General features: G+C 67.4%; 11 protein-coding genes. 5 read left to right on the top strand and 6 right to left on the bottom strand.

Annotated features, from left to right (window positions below; translation table 11 throughout):
• The first annotated feature begins 11 nt into the window (after window positions 1–11).
• On the top strand, window positions 12–932 hold the full coding sequence (locus ACSFA8_RS08620; RefSeq protein ID WP_435479068.1) for a polysaccharide deacetylase family protein: 921 nt from the start codon (window positions 12–14) through the stop codon (window positions 930–932).
• On the opposite strand, the gene ACSFA8_RS08615 is transcribed toward ACSFA8_RS08620, so the two are convergent.
• The 6 genes from ACSFA8_RS08615 to leuS all read right to left on the bottom strand — a co-directional run bounded on the left by ACSFA8_RS08615 (window position 929) and on the right by leuS (window position 9983).
• Window positions 929–2797, bottom strand: a complete 1869-nt coding sequence (locus ACSFA8_RS08615; protein WP_435479067.1) for a potassium transporter Kup — start codon at window positions 2795–2797, stop codon at window positions 929–931. The genes ACSFA8_RS08620 and ACSFA8_RS08615 overlap by 4 nt on opposite strands.
• Window positions 2798–2956: 159 nt before the next feature.
• Window positions 2957–4243, bottom strand: a complete 1287-nt coding sequence (gene gshA / locus ACSFA8_RS08610) for a glutamate--cysteine ligase (protein WP_435479066.1) — start codon at window positions 4241–4243, stop codon at window positions 2957–2959.
• A 212-nt stretch (window positions 4244–4455) separates the two neighbouring features.
• A complete protein-coding gene (locus tag ACSFA8_RS08605) occupies window positions 4456–5733 on the bottom strand; it encodes a glutamate-5-semialdehyde dehydrogenase (protein ID WP_435479065.1) in 1278 nt (425 codons plus the stop codon).
• A complete protein-coding gene (gene holA / locus ACSFA8_RS08600; RefSeq protein WP_435479064.1) occupies window positions 5730–6806 on the bottom strand; it encodes a DNA polymerase III subunit delta in 1077 nt (358 codons plus the stop codon). The genes ACSFA8_RS08605 and holA overlap by 4 nt, the downstream gene beginning before the upstream one ends.
• A 13-nt stretch (window positions 6807–6819) precedes the next feature.
• Window positions 6820–7341 (bottom strand): LPS-assembly lipoprotein LptE, encoded by a 522-nt coding sequence (locus ACSFA8_RS08595; RefSeq protein WP_435479063.1) that lies wholly within the window; start codon window positions 7339–7341, stop codon window positions 6820–6822.
• Window positions 7338–9983: a leucine--tRNA ligase gene (gene leuS, locus ACSFA8_RS08590; protein WP_435479062.1), complete on the bottom strand. Its 2646-nt coding sequence runs from the start codon at window positions 9981–9983 to the stop codon at window positions 7338–7340. The genes ACSFA8_RS08595 and leuS overlap by 4 nt, the downstream gene beginning before the upstream one ends.
• 143 nt (window positions 9984–10126) lie before the next feature.
• Here leuS and glgB point away from each other — a divergent pair, with 143 nt between their 5' ends.
• The 4 genes from glgB (at window position 10127) to glgA (ending at window position 17187) form a co-directional block, all read left to right on the top strand.
• Window positions 10127–12295 carry a 1,4-alpha-glucan branching protein GlgB gene (glgB, locus tag ACSFA8_RS08585; RefSeq protein ID WP_435479061.1) on the top strand — a complete coding sequence of 723 codons (2169 nt, stop codon included), beginning with the start codon at window positions 10127–10129 and terminating at the stop codon, window positions 12293–12295.
• Window positions 12296–12303: 8 nt separating this feature from the next.
• The gene (gene glgX, locus ACSFA8_RS08580) at window positions 12304–14346 is read left to right on the top strand and encodes a glycogen debranching protein GlgX (RefSeq protein WP_435479060.1); all 2043 of its coding nucleotides are present in this window, start codon (window positions 12304–12306) and stop codon (window positions 14344–14346) included.
• A gap of 71 nt (window positions 14347–14417) precedes the next feature.
• Window positions 14418–15713: a glucose-1-phosphate adenylyltransferase gene (gene glgC, locus ACSFA8_RS08575; RefSeq protein WP_286540036.1), complete on the top strand. Its 1296-nt coding sequence runs from the start codon at window positions 14418–14420 to the stop codon at window positions 15711–15713.
• Window positions 15714–15726: 13 nt separating this feature from the next.
• Entirely contained in the window at window positions 15727–17187 is a 1461-nt protein-coding gene (glgA, locus tag ACSFA8_RS08570) for a glycogen synthase GlgA (protein WP_435479059.1), read from the top strand.
• Window positions 17188–17237 lie beyond the last annotated feature (50 nt).

Raw genomic sequence — 17237 nt, 5'->3', positions numbered from 1 at the left:
CACTCCGCGGCATGACCGAACGCTGGCCTCACCTGCTGCCTCACCACGGACGCTTCGACTACGCCCCGATCACGCAAAGACCCGACTACGTCTGGCCGAACGGCGCACGGCTGGCGCTGTACCTCGGCTTCAACCTCGAGCACTTCGCGTTCGGCGACGGGCTCGGTGCGCGCATCGGGCCGCCTTCGGCCGAACCCGATGTGCTCAACCATGGCTGGCGCGAGTACGGCAACCGGGTCGGTGCCTGGCGTTGCCTTGAGCTGTTCGACCAACTCGGGTTATCGACCGGTGCCCTGATCAACACCGCGCTCTACGACCATTGCCCCGAGCTGGTCGCGGCCTGCGCGGCGCGCGGCGACGAGTTGATCGGCCATGGCCACAGCAATGCCGAGCGGCAGTCCGAGTTCGATGAAGCCGGTGAACGCGCGCTGCTGCTTCGCTGCGCCGAACGCATCGAGGCCGCGAGCGGCGCCGCGCCCACCGGCTGGCTGTCGCCCTGGATCTCGGAAAGCCATGCGACGCCCGATCTGCTGGCCGAGACCGGCTACCGCTACACGCTCAACTGGTGCCATGACGACCAGCCGACCCGCATGCGCACGCGCAGCGGGCAACCGTTGTGGGCCGTGCCTTACCCGCAGGAGTTGAACGACATTCCGATGATCGTGGCGCGGCAGATGGACGCGAAGGATTTCTGCGTCATGGTGCGCGACAACTTCGACGAAATGCGGCAGCAGGCCGCGCGCCAGCCGCTCGTTATGGGCCTGGCGCTGCACCCGTACATCGTCGGGCAACCGTACCGCTTGCGGCATCTTCGGCCCGTGCTCGAAGCCTTTGCCGCCGCACGCGACCGCGGCGAGATCTGGTTCACCACGCCTGGCGAAATCTGCCGCCACATGGAACGTCTGGCGACCGAACGGCCCGACGCGTTCTAGATCTCGATCTTTGAGCCCAGCTCCACCACCGCATTGTTCGGCAGCCCCAGAAAGTCTGCCGCACCACTCGCGTTGTGGTGCATCTGCGCGAACAGCTTCTCGCGCCACGGTGCCATGCCGCTGCCGAGCGTCGGGATCACGACGTCGCGCGACAGGAAGTAGCTGGTCGTCATCGGCTCCAGCTGGCAGCCCCGCATGCGGGCGTTCTCGAGCGCCCGCGGCAGATCGATGTCGTTCTTGAAGCCATAGTGCACCACCACCTGCCAGCAATGGTGGCCGAGCGGCTCGATCTCGATGCGCTTGTCCATCGGGATCCAGGGCACCTCGTGGTTGCGCACGGTGACGAACATGTTCTGCTCGTGCAGTACCTTGTTGTGCTTGAGGTTGTGCAGCAATGCATTGGGCACGGTGCCGGGCTCGGCGGTCAGGAACACGGCAGTGCCGTCGACGCGCGCGGGCGGGCTCACGAACACCGCGTCGAGAAAGCTGCGCAAGTCGATCGCGTCGGCGCGCTGCACTTCGCCCATCAGGCGGCGGCCTTCCTTCCAGGTGATCATCAGGGTGAAAACCGCGCCGCCGATCAGCAGCGGGAACCAGCCGCCTTCAAACAGCTTGAGCAGGTTCGACGCGAAGAACAAGAAGTCGACCACGAAGAACACCGCGGTCGCGCCGATGCACAGCGCCAGCGGCAGCTTCCACGCGAAACGGATCACGAAGAACGTGAGCACGGTGGTGATCAGCATGTCGGTGGTCACGGCGATGCCGTAGGCCGCGGCCAGGCTGCTGGAGGAGCGGAACGTCACCACCGCCAGCACGATCGCGACGAACAAGCCCCAGTTGACGAACGGAATGTAGATCTGCCCTGCAGTGCGCACGCTGGTGTGCTCGATGTTGAGCCGCGGCAGGTAGCCCAGCTGGATCACCTGGCGCGTGACGCTGAACGCACCTGTGATCAGCGCCTGCGACGCGATCACCGTGGCGCCCGTGGCCAGAATGACCAGCGGGATCAGCGCCCATTCGGGCGCCATCATGAAGAACGGGTTCTTCACCGCTTCGGGGTTCTCCAGCAGCAGCGCGCCCTGGCCGAAATAATTGAGCGTGAGGGCCGGCATCACGACCGAGAACCATGCGATGCGGATCGGCCCCTTGCCGAAGTGGCCGAGGTCGGCGTACAGCGCTTCGGCACCGGTCACGCACAGCACGGTGGCGCCGAGCACGATGAAGCTCGTGACCGGGTTGCCCCACATGAACATGAGCGCGTAGTGCGGACTCAACGCCTTAAGGATTTCGGGGTGAGTGAGGATCTGGTGCACGCCGAGCACCGCGATCACCGCGAACCAGACCAGCGTGACCGGGCCGAAGAAGCGGCCAATGCCGGCAGTGCCGCGTTTCTGCACGACGAACAGGCAGAACAGGACCACCAGCGTGATCGGGATCACGTAATGCTTGAACTGCGGCGACACCACTTCCAGACCCTCGACCGCCGAGAGCACCGAGATGGCCGGCGTGATGACGCCGTCGCCGTAGAACAGCGAGGTGCCAAAGATGCCGACGATCAACAACACCCTGCGCAGCCGCGGCTTGTCGTGCACGGCGCGGGAGGCCAGCGCGAGCATGGCCACCAGCCCACCCTCGCCTTCGTTGTCGGCGCGCAGCACGAGCACCACGTACTTGAGCGAGACGATGACCGTGAGCGTCCAGAAGAACATCGACAGGATGCCGTAGACGTTCTCGACGGTGAACGGCACATGGCCGTGGCCGAACACCTCCTTCACCGCATAGAGCACGCTGGTGCCGATATCGCCGTAGACGACGCCGATGGCCGCGAGGATCAACGCGGCAGAGGAGTTTTTGGGGGCTGACACGAGGTCGCTGGAAGGGGCGGAGCGACGTGTCGCACGGGCACGGCGGGGCCGCCTGCGGCCGCCGCGCTCAACCCTCCGCCCTTTTTTTCCGTTTTGGTGTGGGGCCGCTATTTTGACGCCGCCGGAGGCCGCCGCAAGGGGCGCTGTGGCCCCACGGCGTCACTCGTAGACTTCGGCGTCCGGATCGGTCGCTTCGAGCTCGTAGCTGGCCGCAGCCATCGCAAGCCGGCCGACCACGCCGTACATGTAGAACCGGTTCGGCGCACTCGCGCCTGGCTTGGCGCCCGGCTGCGGTAAGTGCGCACTCTCCGAGAAGGCCAAGGGCACGAAGCTCGCACCGGGCGACACCAGGCTCTCGTCGGGACTGCGCCCGGCATGCACGCGGTAGAAGCCGCCGACCACGTAGCGATCCATCATGTAGACCACGGGTTCGGCCACGCCGTCGTGCACGCGCTCGTTGGTGAGCACGCCTTCCTGCACGATCACCGGCTGCAGATCCGCATTGGGGCTCATCATGGCGCGGGTTTTTGCGTCGAGCGCGTCGAGATCCTTCACGTCGCGGATCGTCAGCACGCCCATGCCGGCGGCGCCGTTGTCGGGCTTGACGATGACGAACGGCTTTTCGTTGATGCCGTATTCCTTGTACTTGCGCCGCACCTTGGTCAGCACCGTGTCGACATGGCTGGTCAGCACGTCCATGCCCTGGCCGGCGGCAAAGTTGACGTTGTCGGCCTTGGCATACATCGGGTTGATCAGCCAGGGGTCGATGCCCAGCAGCTTACCGAAGCGCTTGGACAGCTCCTCGTAACTGTGGAAATGGTTGCTCATGCGCCGCATCGGCCAGCCGGCATGCAGCGGCGGCAGCAGGTACTGCTCGTGCAGGTCTTCCAGGATGCCCGGAATGCCGGCCGAGAGATCGTTGTTGAGCAGGATGGTGCAGGGGTCGAAATTCTTCAGGCCCAGGCGCCGCTTGCTGCGTACCACGGGCTCCAGGCACACGGTGGCGCCGTTCGGCAGCTCGATCTTTTTCGGCGACTTGATCGCCGGATCGATCGAACCGACCCGGACGTTGAGCCCTGCCATCTGGAAGATGTGCACCAGTTGCGCGACGTTCGCGAGATAAAAAGTGTTTTTGGAGTGGTTTTCCGGAATTACGAGCAAATTGCGCGCCTCCGGGCAAATCTTCTCGATGGCCGCCTGGGCCGCCTGCACGGCCAGCGGCAGCATTTCCTGGGTCAGATTGTTCCAGCCGCGCGGGAAGAGGTTGGTGTCGACCGGGGCCAATTTGAAGCCGGCATTTCGCACGTCGACCGAGGTGTAGAACGGCGGGGTGTGCTCCATCCATTCGAGCCGGAACCAGCGCTCGATGGCCGGCATGGAGTCGAGCACGCGTTGCTCGAGCTCGTTGATCGGGCCGGTCAGGGCGGTGACGAGATGCGGAACCATGCGGCGGCCTTGTTGGACTTGTACTGGAAGCTGGAGCGGGATTGTAGGATTTGGGGCCGCTCGCCTGGATTAAAAGCTCGGCACATGAAAGCTCGCCCCCAGGTCGTCGCGCACTGCGTGTCGCGCCTCCCACCCCCTGCCGGGGGCAACACCAGCGGCCCGGCAAAGCCGGTTCCGCGGTGTTTCTGGAAAAGCCTCGCTCGGCCGTGGACTCAGGTCCTGATTTCGCCGGCGCCCAGCACGACGTATTTGAGGGAGGTGAGCCCCTCGATGCCGACCGGGCCGCGCGCATGGAACTTGTCGGTGCTGATGCCGATTTCGGCGCCCAGGCCGAATTCGAAGCCATCGGCGAAGCGCGTGCTCGCATTCACCATGACGCTGGCCGAATCAACCTCGCGCAGGAAGCGCTGGGCGTTGACATGGTCGCGCGTGACGATCGCGTCGGTGTGGTGGCTCGAATAGTGGTTGATGTGCGCGATCGCCTCGTCCACCCCCGCCACCACCTTGATGCTGATCACGGCGGCCAGGTATTCCTCCGACCAGTCCGACTCGACCGCGTCGACCGCCGGCAGCCCGGCGCCGCGCAGGATCGCGCCGGCTGCGGCGTCGCAGCGCATTTCCACGCCCTTGGCCGCGAACACCGCGCCGATCTGCGGCAGAAAAGCCGCAGCCACGCTTTGGGCCACCAACAGGCCTTCGGCCGCATTGCAGGGGCTGTACTTCTGGGTCTTGGCGTTGTCGACGATCTTGCGCGCCATGCCGAGCTCGGCGGTGTCGTCGACGTACACGTGGCAGTTGCCATCGAGGTGCTTGATCACTGGCACCTTCGCCTCGCGGCTGATGCGCTCGATCAGGCCCTTGCCGCCGCGCGGAATGATCACGTCGACGTACTCCGGCATGGCAATCAACCGCCCCACGGCTTCGCGGTCGGTGGTCTGCACCAGTTGCACCGCTTCCACCGGCAGGCCGGCTTCGGCCAGCGCGTCGGCCACCAGCAGCGCGAGTGCCTTGTTCGATTCGATCGCCTCCGAGCCGCCGCGCAGGATCGCCGCGTTGCCGCTCTTGATCGCGAGGCTGGCCGCCTCGATCGTCACGTTGGGCCGGCTTTCGAAGATCATGCCGAACACACCGATCGGCACGCGCATCTGGCCCACGCGGATGCCGCTGGGCTGTTGCTTCATGCCGATGATTTCGCCGATCACGTCGGGCATGGCGGCAAGCTGCTCGCAACCCTCGGCCACGGTGGCCAGCACTTTTGGCGTGAGCTTCAGGCGATCCACCATCGGCGCCGGCAGACCGGCTGCAGTGGCGCGCTCGATGTCGCGCGCGTTGGCTTCGCCCAGTTCCGGGCCGGCCTCGCGCAGGCGCCGTGCGAGCGCCTTCAGCGCCCTGACCTTGATGGCAGCATCCGCCCGCGCCATCTGCGCTGCGGCCGCTTTGGCCTGCAAGCCGAGGGCCTGCATGTGCTCGTTGACATTGAACGCGTTCATGCGCGCATTTTCCCACTCTCCGGTGCGGCCATGCAGGCGCGACACAGCATCAGCGCCAGCCGCTGCAGCGCCTGCCAGCCATTGGCCGGCCAGTCAGGCTGCTTCAGGCCCTTGACGATGCCATCGACCACATGCGCGGAACGCAGCAGACGCGCGAGCATGCGGTCGTCCAGGCGTGGCAGCACGCGCTCGAAGGCACGCTCCTTGTTGCCCCAGATGCGGTTCTCCCTTAGAGCCATGGGCAATGGCCGGCCGGCCGCCATCGCGTCCTTCACGCGCTTGAGGGCGCGAATGTCTTCGGCCAGCGTGTAGTGCACCAGCACCTCGGCCTCGCCCTCGGCCTGCAGACCTTCGAGCATGCGCGCCACGCGCTGCGGGTTGCCGGCCAGCACCGCCTCGCCGAGCTTGAACACGTCGTAGCGCGCGACGTTCTGCACCGCGCTTTCGACCTGCTCCCACGTCAGCTCGCCGGCCGGATGCAGCAGCGCGAGCTTCTGGATTTCCTGGTGCGCGGCGAGCAGGTTGCCCTCGACACGATCCGCAAAGAACTGCAAGGTGCGTTGGCCTTCTTCCCCGGCTCTCACGCGCTGCCCCTGCAGGCCGAGGCGCTGGGCGATCCACTGCGGCAACGCCGCGCGTTCGACCGGATCCACCTGCAGCGTGACGCCGTGCGATTCGAGCGCGGTGAACCAGGCGCCGGTGCGTGTCATCTTGTCGAGCCGGGGCAGCAGCACCAGCACGAGCGTGCTGTCGTTGCCGTCGGCCGCCTGCGCGAGCTGCTGCAGCGCGACGCTGCCGTCCTTGCCGGGCTTGCCCGAGGGAATGCGGATCTCGACGATCTGCTTGTCGGCGAACAGGCTCAGCGAGCCGCCGGCAGCGAGCACCGCGCTCCAGTCGAAATGGGCGCCGGCCACGGTGTACGAACTGCGCTCGGTGTAGCCCTGCGTGCGCGCGACGGTGCGGATGGCATCGACCGCTTCCTGCGCCAGCAGCGGCTCGTCGCCATGCACCGCGTAGAGCGGACGCAGGCCCTTTTGCAGGTGGGCGGCGAGTTGCGCTGCGGCGAGCTGCATGCGGTGGACCGCCCTAAAGCGACTTGACCGCCGCGAGCTGCCGCATGATCTGCTGGACGATGTCGCCCTGCATGTCGCGGTACAGCAGTTGCTGCTCGCCCTCTTTGGCGAGGGCGTTGGTCTCGTTGTAGGTGATGTCGCGCCGCTGCTGGATCTCGCCGGCACTGATGAGCTCCTTGCCGGCTTGCGTCCTCAGGCGGTAGCGCACGGTCAGCTGCAGTTCGAGCTCGCGCACCTGGCCAGCCGAATTGGTCGAAACCACGCGCTGGCCCCGATCCTCGCCCAGCACGTCGAACACCACCTCCGCCGTCTGCGCTTCTTCCGCCGGCACCACGACCACAGCGCTCGACGAACGCAGATTGCGCCGCAGCAGGTTGACGACGGCCGTGGTGCCGTTGACCGCGATGCTCTTGAAGGCAAAAACCGGCGCCTTGCGCAGCTCGAAGCCGCAACCGGCCAACGCCAGCGCGCCCGCAATCAACAAAGTACGGCGGTGCGTTTCGGGAAGTGCGCGAAGAGGGGGGGTATGTTTCATGCGATCACCACGTTGACAAGCCGGCCCGGCACCACGATCACGCGCTTGGGTACCGCGCCGGGCGCGAACTTGACGAAATCTTCGCTGGCCAGTGCCATCTTTTCGATCTCCTGCTTCGAGGCGCCCGAGGGCACGCGCACGGCGCCGCGCAGCTTGCCGTTGACCTGCAGCATGAGTTCGATCTCGTCCTGCTCGAGGGCCGCGGCGTCGACCTGTGGCCACGCCGCGTCGAGCAATGGACCATGGTCGGCGTCGTAGCCGAGCTGCTGCCAGAGCTGGTGCGCGATATGCGGCGTGGCGGGATAGAGGCAACGCAACAGGATGCCGAAGCCCTCACGCACGGCCGCCGCGTCGCCCACGTTGCCGGCCTGGGCCTTGAAGCCCTCGACCGCGTTGAGCAGCTTCATCGCGCCCGACACCACCGTGTTGTATTGCATGCGCTGGTAGTCGTAGTCGATCTGGCGCAGCACGGTGTGCACCTCGTGCCGCAGTGCCTTGGCGCTGGCGCCGAAAACCCGCGCGCCGCCGGCCGGCACCACCATGCTCTTCATGGCAACGCCGAAATTCCACACGCGGCGCAGGAACCGGTAGCTGCCTTCGACCGCCGCATCGTTCCATTCGAGCGTGGCCTCGGGCGGTGCGGTGAACATGGTGTAGAGCCGCGCGGTGTCGGCGCCGTACTTCTCGATCAGATCCTGAGGATCGACGCCGTTGCGCTCGGTCTTGCCCATCTTGCCGACGCCGCCGTATTCGACCGCGCTGCCGTCGGCCAGCGTGCCGCCGGCGATGCGGCCCTGCGCGTCGAGCACCGGGGTCACGTCGGCCGGCGGGAAATACTCCTTGCCGCCCTTGTCGCCGCGTCGGTAGTAGATGTGGTTGAGCACCATGCCCTGCGTCAGCAGCTTGCTGAAGGGCTCGTCGACGGTGACCAGGCCGAGGTCGCGCATCACCTTGGTCCAGAAGCGGGCGTACAGCAAATGCAGGATTGCATGCTCGATGCCGCCGATGTACTGGTCCATCGCCATCCAGTACTTCGCGCCGCCGTCGACCATCGCGTTGCTGCTCTGCGGATCGCAGTAGCGCATGAAGTACCACGACGAATCCACGAAGGTGTCCATCGTGTCGGTTTCGCGCCGCGCGGGCTTGCCGCACACCGGACAGACCACGCCGGCGTGAAAACCTTCGTGCTTGTTGAGCGGGTTGCCCGAACCGTCGGGCACGCAGTCGGTCGGCAGCACGACCGGCAAGTCCTTCTCGGGCACCGGCACGGCGCCATGTTCGTCGCAATGGATGATCGGGATCGGCGTGCCCCAGTAGCGCTGGCGGCTCACCCCCCAGTCGCGCAGGCGCCAGGTGACCTGCTTGTCGCCCAGGCCTTTGAGCTGCAGCGCATGGGCCACCGCGTTCACGGCTTCCTGGTGGCGCATGCCGCTGAACACGTCGGAATTGATGGTCACGCTGCGCCCGGACTCGTCTTTCAGGCCGTACCACTCCTGCCACTTGTGATAGTTGAAGCGCGGCGCATCGTCGACCAGCACCACCTGGATGATCTCGATGCCGTACTTGTTGGCGAACGCGAAGTCGCGCTCGTCGTGCGCTGGCACGCCCATCACCGCGCCGTCGCCGTAGGCGATCAGCACGTAGTTGCCGACCCAGACCGGGATCGGCTCGTCGGTGATCGGGTGCTGCACGAAGAGGCCCGTGGGCACGCCCTTTTTTTCCTGCGTGGCGAGCTCGGCCTCGGTGGTGCCGCCGCTCTTGCATTCTTCGATGAAGGCTGCGACCTTGGGGTTGTTCCGGGCAGCGTGCAGGGCCAGCGGATGCTCGGGCGCAACGGCGCAGAAGGTCACGCCCATGATCGTGTCGGCGCGCGTGGTGAACACGTACATGCGGCCGCCCTGGATCAGGGCGCCGCTGGCGTCCTTGATGTCGTGCGGAAACGCGAAGCGCACGCCGCTCGATTTGCCGATCCAGTTCTCCTGCATCAGCTTCACGCGCTCGGGCCAGCCCGGCAGCTTGTGCTGGGTGTGGTCGAGCAATTCTTCGGCGTAGTCGCTGATCTTGAGGTAGTAGCCGGGAATCTCGCGCCGCTCGACCGTGGCGCCGGTGCGCCAGCCCTTGCCGTCGATCACCTGCTCATTGGCCAGCACGGTCTGGTCGACCGGATCCCAGTTGACGACCTGGGTCTTGCGGTAGGCAATACCCTTCTCGAGCATCTTCAGGAACAGCCACTGGTTCCACTTGTAGTAGGCGGGGTCGCAGGTGGCGATCTCGCGGCTCCAGTCGATCGCCAGGCCCATTGCCTGCAGCTGGCCCTTCATGGTGGCGATGTTCTCGTACGTCCACTTCGCCGGCGGCACGCCGTTCTTGAGCGCCGCGTTTTCGGCCGGCAGGCCGAAGGCGTCCCAGCCCATCGGCATCAGCACGTTGTAGCCGCTCATGCGCAGGTAGCGCGTGAGCATGTCGTTGATGGTGTAGTTGCGCACATGGCCCATGTGCAGCCGGCCGCTGGGGTAGGGCAGCATCGAGCAGGCGTAGTACTTCTTCCTGCCCGCGTCTTCGGTCACGCGATAGGCGTCTGCGGCACGCCAGTCGGCCTGGGCGGCCGACTCGACGTCGCTGGGGGTGTAGCTGGGGTTCATGGCGTTCGCAAAGGCCCGCGCCGGGTGGGCGGGGAGGGAGATTATCGCGGCTGGACGCGCTCCATCGGGTCAGGTCTGGTTTTCGCGTGCCATCATGGGAGCTTCCCTCCCCCTGATTGCGGACGTTTCTGCCGAGCCTGCCCATGTCAACGCTGCCCGACTCCGAAATCCAGGCGCTGATGCGCGCCGAACATGGTGACCCCTTTGCCGTGCTGGGGCCGCACAAGACCGCGGACGGCCTCGAGGTGCGGGCGTTGCTGCCGGGCGCACAGGCCGTGGCGGTAATGCATGGGGGCTCGGGCTGGCCGCTGGCCATCCTGGAGCGCGTGCCGGGCACCGACCTGTTCGCCGGCCTGGTGCCCGAGAAGCCGGCGCGCCTGGGCTACCGGCTGCGCGTCGACTGGGAGCATCACAGTTCCGAGATCGACGACCCCTACCGCTTCCCGCCCGTGCTCGGCGAGATGGACGTCTGGCTGCTGGCCGAGGGCACCCACCTGCGGCCCTTCGAGCAGCTCGGCGCGCACCTGCGCGAGATCGACCACGTGCGGGGCGTGGCCTTCGCGGTCTGGGCGCCGAACGCGCGGCGCGTGTCGGTGGTCGGCAACTTCAACAACTGGGACGGCCGGCGCCACATGATGCGGCTGCGGCGCGAGTGCGGCGTGTGGGAGATCTTTGCCCCGCACCTGGCGCCGGGCGACCTCTACCAGTTCGAGATCCTCTCGGCCGACGGCGAGGTGCTGCGCAAGTCCGACCCGTTCGGCTTCTCGGCGCAGCTGCGGCCCGACACGGCGAGCGTGGTGCAGCCGCTACCGGCCATGGCATCCGTGCCGCCGGACAGGGCGGCGGCCAACAGCCGCCACGCCCCGCTCAGCATCTACGAGGTGCATCTGGGCTCCTGGCGCCGCAAGAACCACGGGCACGACTGGCTCGACTACCGCGAGCTGGCGGACACGCTGGTGCCGTATGCGCGCGACATGGGCTTCACCCACATCGAGCTGCTGCCGGTGAGCGAGCACCCGTTCGACGGCTCCTGGGGCTACCAGCCGGTGGGCATGTATGCGCCGACCTCGCGCTTCGGCACGCCAGGGGACTTTCGCCACTTCGTGGAAACCGCGCATGCGGCCGGGCTCGGCGTGATCCTCGACTGGGTGCCAGCCCACTTTCCGACCGACGCGCACGGGCTCGGCCGATTCGACGGCACCGCGCTGTACGAGTACGCCGACCCGCGCGAGGGCTTCCACAACGACTGGCAGACGCTGATCTTCAACTACGCCCGGGTCGAGGTGCGCAACTACCTGGTGGGGAATGCGCTCTACTGGCTGGAGCGCTATGGCATCGACGGCCTGCGCGTGGACGCCGTCGCCTCGATGCTCTATCGCGACTACAGCCGCGAACCCGGTGAATGGGTGCCCAACGCGCAAGGCGGGCGCGAGAACCTTGAAGCGATCGACTTCCTGCGCAGCATGAACCGCGTGGTCGGTGTCGAGCGGCCCGGCGCGATGACGATCGCCGAAGAGTCGACCAGCTTCCCCGGCGTGACGAGGCCTCCCGAGGACGGCGGCCTCGGGTTCCATTACAAATGGAACATGGGCTGGATGAACGACACGCTGGCCTACGCCGGCATCGACCCCCTGCACCGCAAGCACCATCACCAGAAGATCACCTTTGGCCTGATGTACGCGCACAGCGAGAACTTCGTGCTTCCGTTCTCGCACGACGAGGTGGTACACGGCAAGGGCTCGATGATCGGCCGCATGCCCGGCGACGAGTGGCAGAAGTTCGCCGGCCTGCGCAACCTGTATGGCTACATGTGGGCCTACCCCGGCAAGAAGCTGCTGTTCATGGGCGGCGAGTTCGCCCAGGTCGCCGAATGGAATGCCGACCGCAGCCTCGACTGGCACCTGCTGGCTCACGCGCCGCACCAGGGCATGCGCCGCCTGGTGCGCGACCTCAACAATGTGTACCGCCATTTTCCGGCGCTGCACGAGCTCGACTGCGAAGGCGCGGGCTTCGAGTGGATCGTGCACGACGACGTGAACCAGTCGGTGTTCGCCTTCATCCGCCGGGCCCGCGACGGGTCGTTCGTGGTCGCGGCGTGCAACTTCACGCCGATGGTGCGGCACGGCTACCGGCTCGGCGTACCGGTCGCAGGGGCCTATCGGGAGATCATCAACACCGACAACGACGTCTATGGCGGCAGCGGTGTCGGCAACGGCGTGGTCGCGACCGAAGGCATCGCCCACCACGGGCAGCCGCAATCGGTGGTCATCAACGTGCCGCCGCTGGGCACCGTGATGTGGGTGCTGGCCTGAAGGAACCCATGTCCCTCAGACCCGGCTGGCCCAGCCCCCTGGGCGCCACCCCCGGCCCCGACGGCACCAATTTCGCGCTGGCTGCACCGAACGCCACCGCGGTCGAGCTGTGCCTGTTCGACAGCACCGGCCAAAACGAGCAACAGCGCCTGAAACTGCCCGCCTGCACCGACGGCGTCTGGCACGGCCAGTTGCCGAACGGGCGGCCCGGCCTGGTGTACGGCTTTCGCGTGCACGGCCCCTGGGCGCCGCACGACGGCCATCGGTACAACCCGGCCAAGCTGGTGCTCGACCCCTATGCGCGCGAGATCGTCGGGCGCTACGACGGCAGCGACATCTTCCAGGGTCAGGACCCGAAGCAGCCCGACCGACCCGACCGGCGCGACAACGGCGCGGTGGCGCTCAAGGCCCGCGTCGCCGCACCGCTGCCGCCCATGGCGCCTTCGCGCACACGCATCGCCCCTCGCGATCGCGTGCTCTACGAGCTGCATGTGCGCGGCCAGACCCGGCTGCATCCCGCGGTGCCGCCCGAACTGCGAGGCAGCTTCGCCGGCCTCGCCGAACCGGCCGTGCTCGACCACCTGCAGAGCCTCGGCGTCACCACGCTGAGCCTGCTGCCGGTGCAGCACCGCGCCGACGAAGAGCGGCTGCTGAAGATGGGCCTGTCCAACTACTGGGGCTACACCACCATCGGCTGGTTCGCGCCCGAGGCGCGCTACTGGAGTGGCCGAGCCGGTACCACGCCCGCCGGCGAATTCCGCGCGATGGCCGATGCGATCCACGCACGCGGCATGGAACTCGTGATCGACGTGGTCTACAACCACAGCGCCGAAACCGACGAACTCGGCCCCACGCTCTCGATGCGCGGCATCGACAACACGCTGTACTACCACCTGCGCCCCGACGACCGCGCCCTGTATGAGAACTGGACCGGCTGCGGCAACTGCCTCGACTTCAGCCAGCCGCGCGTGGTGCAGCTTGCGATGGACAGCCTGCGCCACTGGGTCACCGCGCTCGGCGTCGACGGCTTCCGCTTCGACCTGGCGACCGTGCTGGCGCGCCGGCAGGGTGGCGCGTTCGACCCGCGCGCGCCGTTTTTCGCGGCGGCAGCGCAAGACCCGGTGCTGGCCAACGCGCTCTGGATCGCCGAGCCCTGGGACATCGGCATGGGCGGCTACCGGGTCGGCGAATTTCCGCCGGGCTGGCTCGAATGGAACGACCGTTACCGCGACACGCTGCGCGCGTTCTGGCTGCAGCATGACGGCGTCAACCGCGGCGAGTTCGCGCGGCGCTTCACCGCCTCGAGCGACCGCTTTCAGCACGATGGCCGGGCGCCGACCGCGAGCGTCAATTTCATCACCGCCCACGACGGCTTCACCCTGCGCGACCTGGTTTCGTACAACGACAAGCACAACGAGGCCAACGGCGAGCACAACCGGGACGGCACCAGCCGGAATTTCAGCCGCAACTGCGGCGCGGAGGGCGAGACCGGCGACGCCGGCGTGCTGGCCGAGCGCGGCCGGCTGCAACGTGCGCTGCTGGCCACGCTGCTGCTCTCGCAGGGCACGCCCATGCTGCTGGCGGGCAACGAGATCGGCCAGACCCAGCAGGGTAACAACAACGCCTACTGCCAGGACGGCCCGCTGACCTGGCTCGACTGGCCGCAGGCCGATGGCAGCCTCACCGAGTTCGTGCGGCGCGTGCTGGCGCTGCGGCGCGAGGCCGAACCCCTGCGCAGCGGGCACTGGTGGCCGGCGACGCCGGCCATGGGCGATCCGGTGCTGCGCTGGCGCACGCCCGAAGGCCGCGACCTGGGCCCCGACGACTGGCAGCGCGGCGACAGCCGGGCGCTCGCGATCCTGTTCGAAGCCCCCGCGCCGGCGCCGGGCTGGCTGGTGCTGGTCAACGCCCAGCCCGAGCCGGTGCGCTTCGCGCTGCCGCCGGGCGGATGGACGCGCCGGCTCGCGAGCGACAGCGCCGATGCGTCGCCCTTCCCTCTGGGCGACGAGGCGACCGTGCCGCCGTCGAGCCTGTGGGTCGCAAGAACGTAGCAGCCAACGGGCACGGCCAGTGCTACGCTGATCAACCATTTCAAAAAAACCACTGACCGGGAGACAACCCCATGAACCCACCGACCCCGCAACCCGCGCTGCAGGCGCATCAACTGGTTCGCCGCACCATCGCGCTGGTGCTGGCCGGCGGCCGCGGCTCGCGCCTGAAGCAGCTGACCGACCGCCGCGCCAAGCCGGCCGTGTACTTCGGCGGCAAGTTCCGCATCATCGACTTCGCGCTTTCGAACTGCCTCAACTCGGGCATCCGGCGCATGGCGGTGGTCACGCAGTACAAGTCGCACTCCCTGATGCGGCATCTGCAGCGCGGCTGGAGCTTTCTGCGCGCCGAACTCAACGAGATGGTCGACGTGCTGCCCGCGCAACAGCGCGTCGGCGACGAGCACTGGTACCGCGGCACCGCCGATGCGGTTTACCAGAACCTCGACATCATCCAGACCCGCTCGACCCCGCACGACTACGTGGTGGTGCTGGCCGGCGACCACATCTACAAGATGGACTACTCGATCATGGTCAAGGACCATGCCGAGCGCGGCCTCGGCTGCACGGTGGGCTGCATCGAGGTTCCGCGCATGGAAGCCACGGCCTTCGGCGTGATGGATGTCGATGCCGACCGCCGTGTCACCGCATTTCTCGAAAAACCGGCCGATCCGCCTTCGATGCCGGGCAAGCCCGACGTGGCGCTGGCCAGCATGGGCATCTACGTGTTCGATTCCGAATACCTCTACCAACTGCTCGAGGAAGACAGCCAGAACCCCGACTCCGACCACGACTTCGGCAAGGACATCATTCCCCGGGCCGTGGCCGCGGGCCGTGCGCTGGCGCATCCGTTCGGCATGTCCTGCGTCACGCGAGCCTCGCGCGGCGGCGACAGCCCGATCTACTGGCGCGACGTGGGCACGATTGATGCGTTCTGGGCGGCCAACCTCGACCTGGCCTCCATCACCCCCGAGCTCGACATCTATGACACCGACTGGCCCATTTGGACCTACCAACGGCAACTGCCGCCGGCCAAGTTCGTGTTCGGCCGCGACGGCAAGCCCGGCATCACCTACAACACCATCGTCTCGGGCGGCTGCATCGTGTCCGGTTCCAGCGTGAGCGATTCGGTGCTGTTCTCGGGCGTGCGCGTGCACTCGTTCTGCCAGATCACGCAGGCCGTGCTGCTGCCCGACGTCGAAGTCGGCCGCGGTTGCCGGCTGCACAAGGTGGTGGTCGACCGTGGCTGCGTGCTGCCCGACGAAACCGTGATCGGCGAAGACGCCGCCGCCGATGCGGCCCGCTTCGAGCGTACCGAGGGCGGCGTGGTGCTGGTGACGCGCGACATGCTGAAACGGCTCGCCGCCTGAGTTGCTGTACCTGATGCGAATTCTCCAGGTCAGCGCCGAAATCTTTCCCCTCCTCAAAACCGGCGGCCTCGCCGACATCGCCGGCGCGCTGCCGCAGGCGCTGGCCGCCGGCGGGCAGGACGTGCGCGTGCTGCTGCCCGGCTTTCCGCAGATCGTCGCGGGCGTGGCGGGCCTGGCGCCCGTGGCCGAACTGCGCGCGCCCTGGGGCGAAAGCGCCCGCCTTCTGAAGGGCGGTATCACAGCAGCCGGCGCGGCCGATGTGCCGGCCTACGTGATCGACGCACCGGCGCTGTATGACCGCCCCGGCAACCCCTACGAAGACGCCAACCGCCAGCCCTACGGCGACAACCACAAGCGCTTTGCCCTGCTGGGCTGGGCCGCTGCCCGGCTGGCGCAGGGGCTCGACCCCGACTGGCAGCCCGAACTCGTGCACGCGCACGACTGGCATGCGGGGCTCGCGCCGGCCTACCTGGCCTTTGCCGACTGGCGCGGCCGGCCACGCGTTCGCAGCGTGTTCACCATCCACAACCTGGCCTACCAGGGCCTGTTCGCGCCCTGGAACTTCACCGAACTCGGGCTGCCGGGCGAAGCCTTCCAGCTCAATGGGCTCGAATTCCACGGCCAGGTCTCGTTCATGAAGGCCGGCCTCTATTTCTCCGACCGGCTCAGCACCGTGAGCCCGACCTATGCCCGCGAAATCCAGACGCCGGAACAGGGCTTCGGCCTCGACGGCCTGCTGCGGGGGCGCAGCGGCGTGCTGACCGGCATCCTCAACGCGGTCGACGACACGGTCTGGAACCCGGCCAGCGACCCGCTGCTCGCGGCCGGCTACGACGTCCGACGCCCCGGCGGCAAGGCCAGTTGCAAGGCCGCGTTGCAGCAGGCGCTGGGGCTGGCCGTGGCGCCCGACGCGCCGGTGTTCACCATCGTGAGCCGGCTCACCGAACAGAAAGGCCTGCCGCTGGTGCTGGACGGACTCGACACGCTGGTGGCCCAGGGCGGCCAGCTCGCGCTGCTCGGCAGCGGCGACGGCTGGATGGAAGACGCGTTCCGCCGGCGCTCTGCCGCCGCACCGGACTCGGTCAGCGTCACCATCGGCTACAACGAGCCGCTCGCGCACCAGCTTTTTGCGGGCAGCGACGTGACGCTGGTGCCCTCGCTGTTCGAGCCTTGTGGGCTGACCCAGATGTACGGGCTGCGCTACGGCAGCCTGCCGCTGGTGCATCGCGTCGGCGGCCTGGCCGACACGGTGGTCGACTGCACGCTCGAGGACATGGCCGACGGCGTTGCCACCGGTTTCACTTTTGACGAATTCAGCGACGCCGGTTACCGCCGGGCGCTGCGCCGCGCCTTTGCGCTCCATGGCCGGCCGGCCGACTGGCGCCGCGTGCGCGCCACCGCCATGCGCCGTCCGGCCGATTGGGGCACGGCGGCGGCGGCCTACATCGAGATGTACCAGCAGGCCTTGCGCTGAAACGCGCCGGCCCCGCTCTTGCTTTCTTGTTTAATCGAAATTGATCCGAC

Origin of the sequence: Variovorax nitratireducens, assembly GCF_051216545.1 — a bacterium.
Taxonomy (GTDB): Bacteria; Pseudomonadota; Gammaproteobacteria; order Burkholderiales; family Burkholderiaceae_C; genus Variovorax.
Note: the sequence above shows the minus strand (reverse complement) of the source record. Positions and strands in the feature narration are given on the sequence as shown.

Coding starts and splice junctions, on each gene's coding strand:
- ACSFA8_RS08620 (WP_435479068.1), top strand. CDS start 12: ATGACCGAACGCTGGCCTCACCTGCTGCCTCACCACGGACGCTTCGAC.
- gshA (WP_435479066.1), bottom strand. CDS start 4,243: ATGGTTCCGCATCTCGTCACCGCCCTGACCGGCCCGATCAACGAGCTC.
- ACSFA8_RS08605 (WP_435479065.1), bottom strand. CDS start 5,733: ATGAACGCGTTCAATGTCAACGAGCACATGCAGGCCCTCGGCTTGCAG.
- holA (WP_435479064.1), bottom strand. CDS start 6,806: ATGCAGCTCGCCGCAGCGCAACTCGCCGCCCACCTGCAAAAGGGCCTG.
- ACSFA8_RS08595 (WP_435479063.1), bottom strand. CDS start 7,341: ATGAAACATACCCCCCCTCTTCGCGCACTTCCCGAAACGCACCGCCGT.
- leuS (WP_435479062.1), bottom strand. CDS start 9,983: ATGAACCCCAGCTACACCCCCAGCGACGTCGAGTCGGCCGCCCAGGCC.
- glgB (WP_435479061.1), top strand. CDS start 10,127: ATGTCAACGCTGCCCGACTCCGAAATCCAGGCGCTGATGCGCGCCGAA.
- glgX (WP_435479060.1), top strand. CDS start 12,304: ATGTCCCTCAGACCCGGCTGGCCCAGCCCCCTGGGCGCCACCCCCGGC.
- glgC (WP_286540036.1), top strand. CDS start 14,418: ATGAACCCACCGACCCCGCAACCCGCGCTGCAGGCGCATCAACTGGTT.
- glgA (WP_435479059.1), top strand. CDS start 15,727: ATGCGAATTCTCCAGGTCAGCGCCGAAATCTTTCCCCTCCTCAAAACC.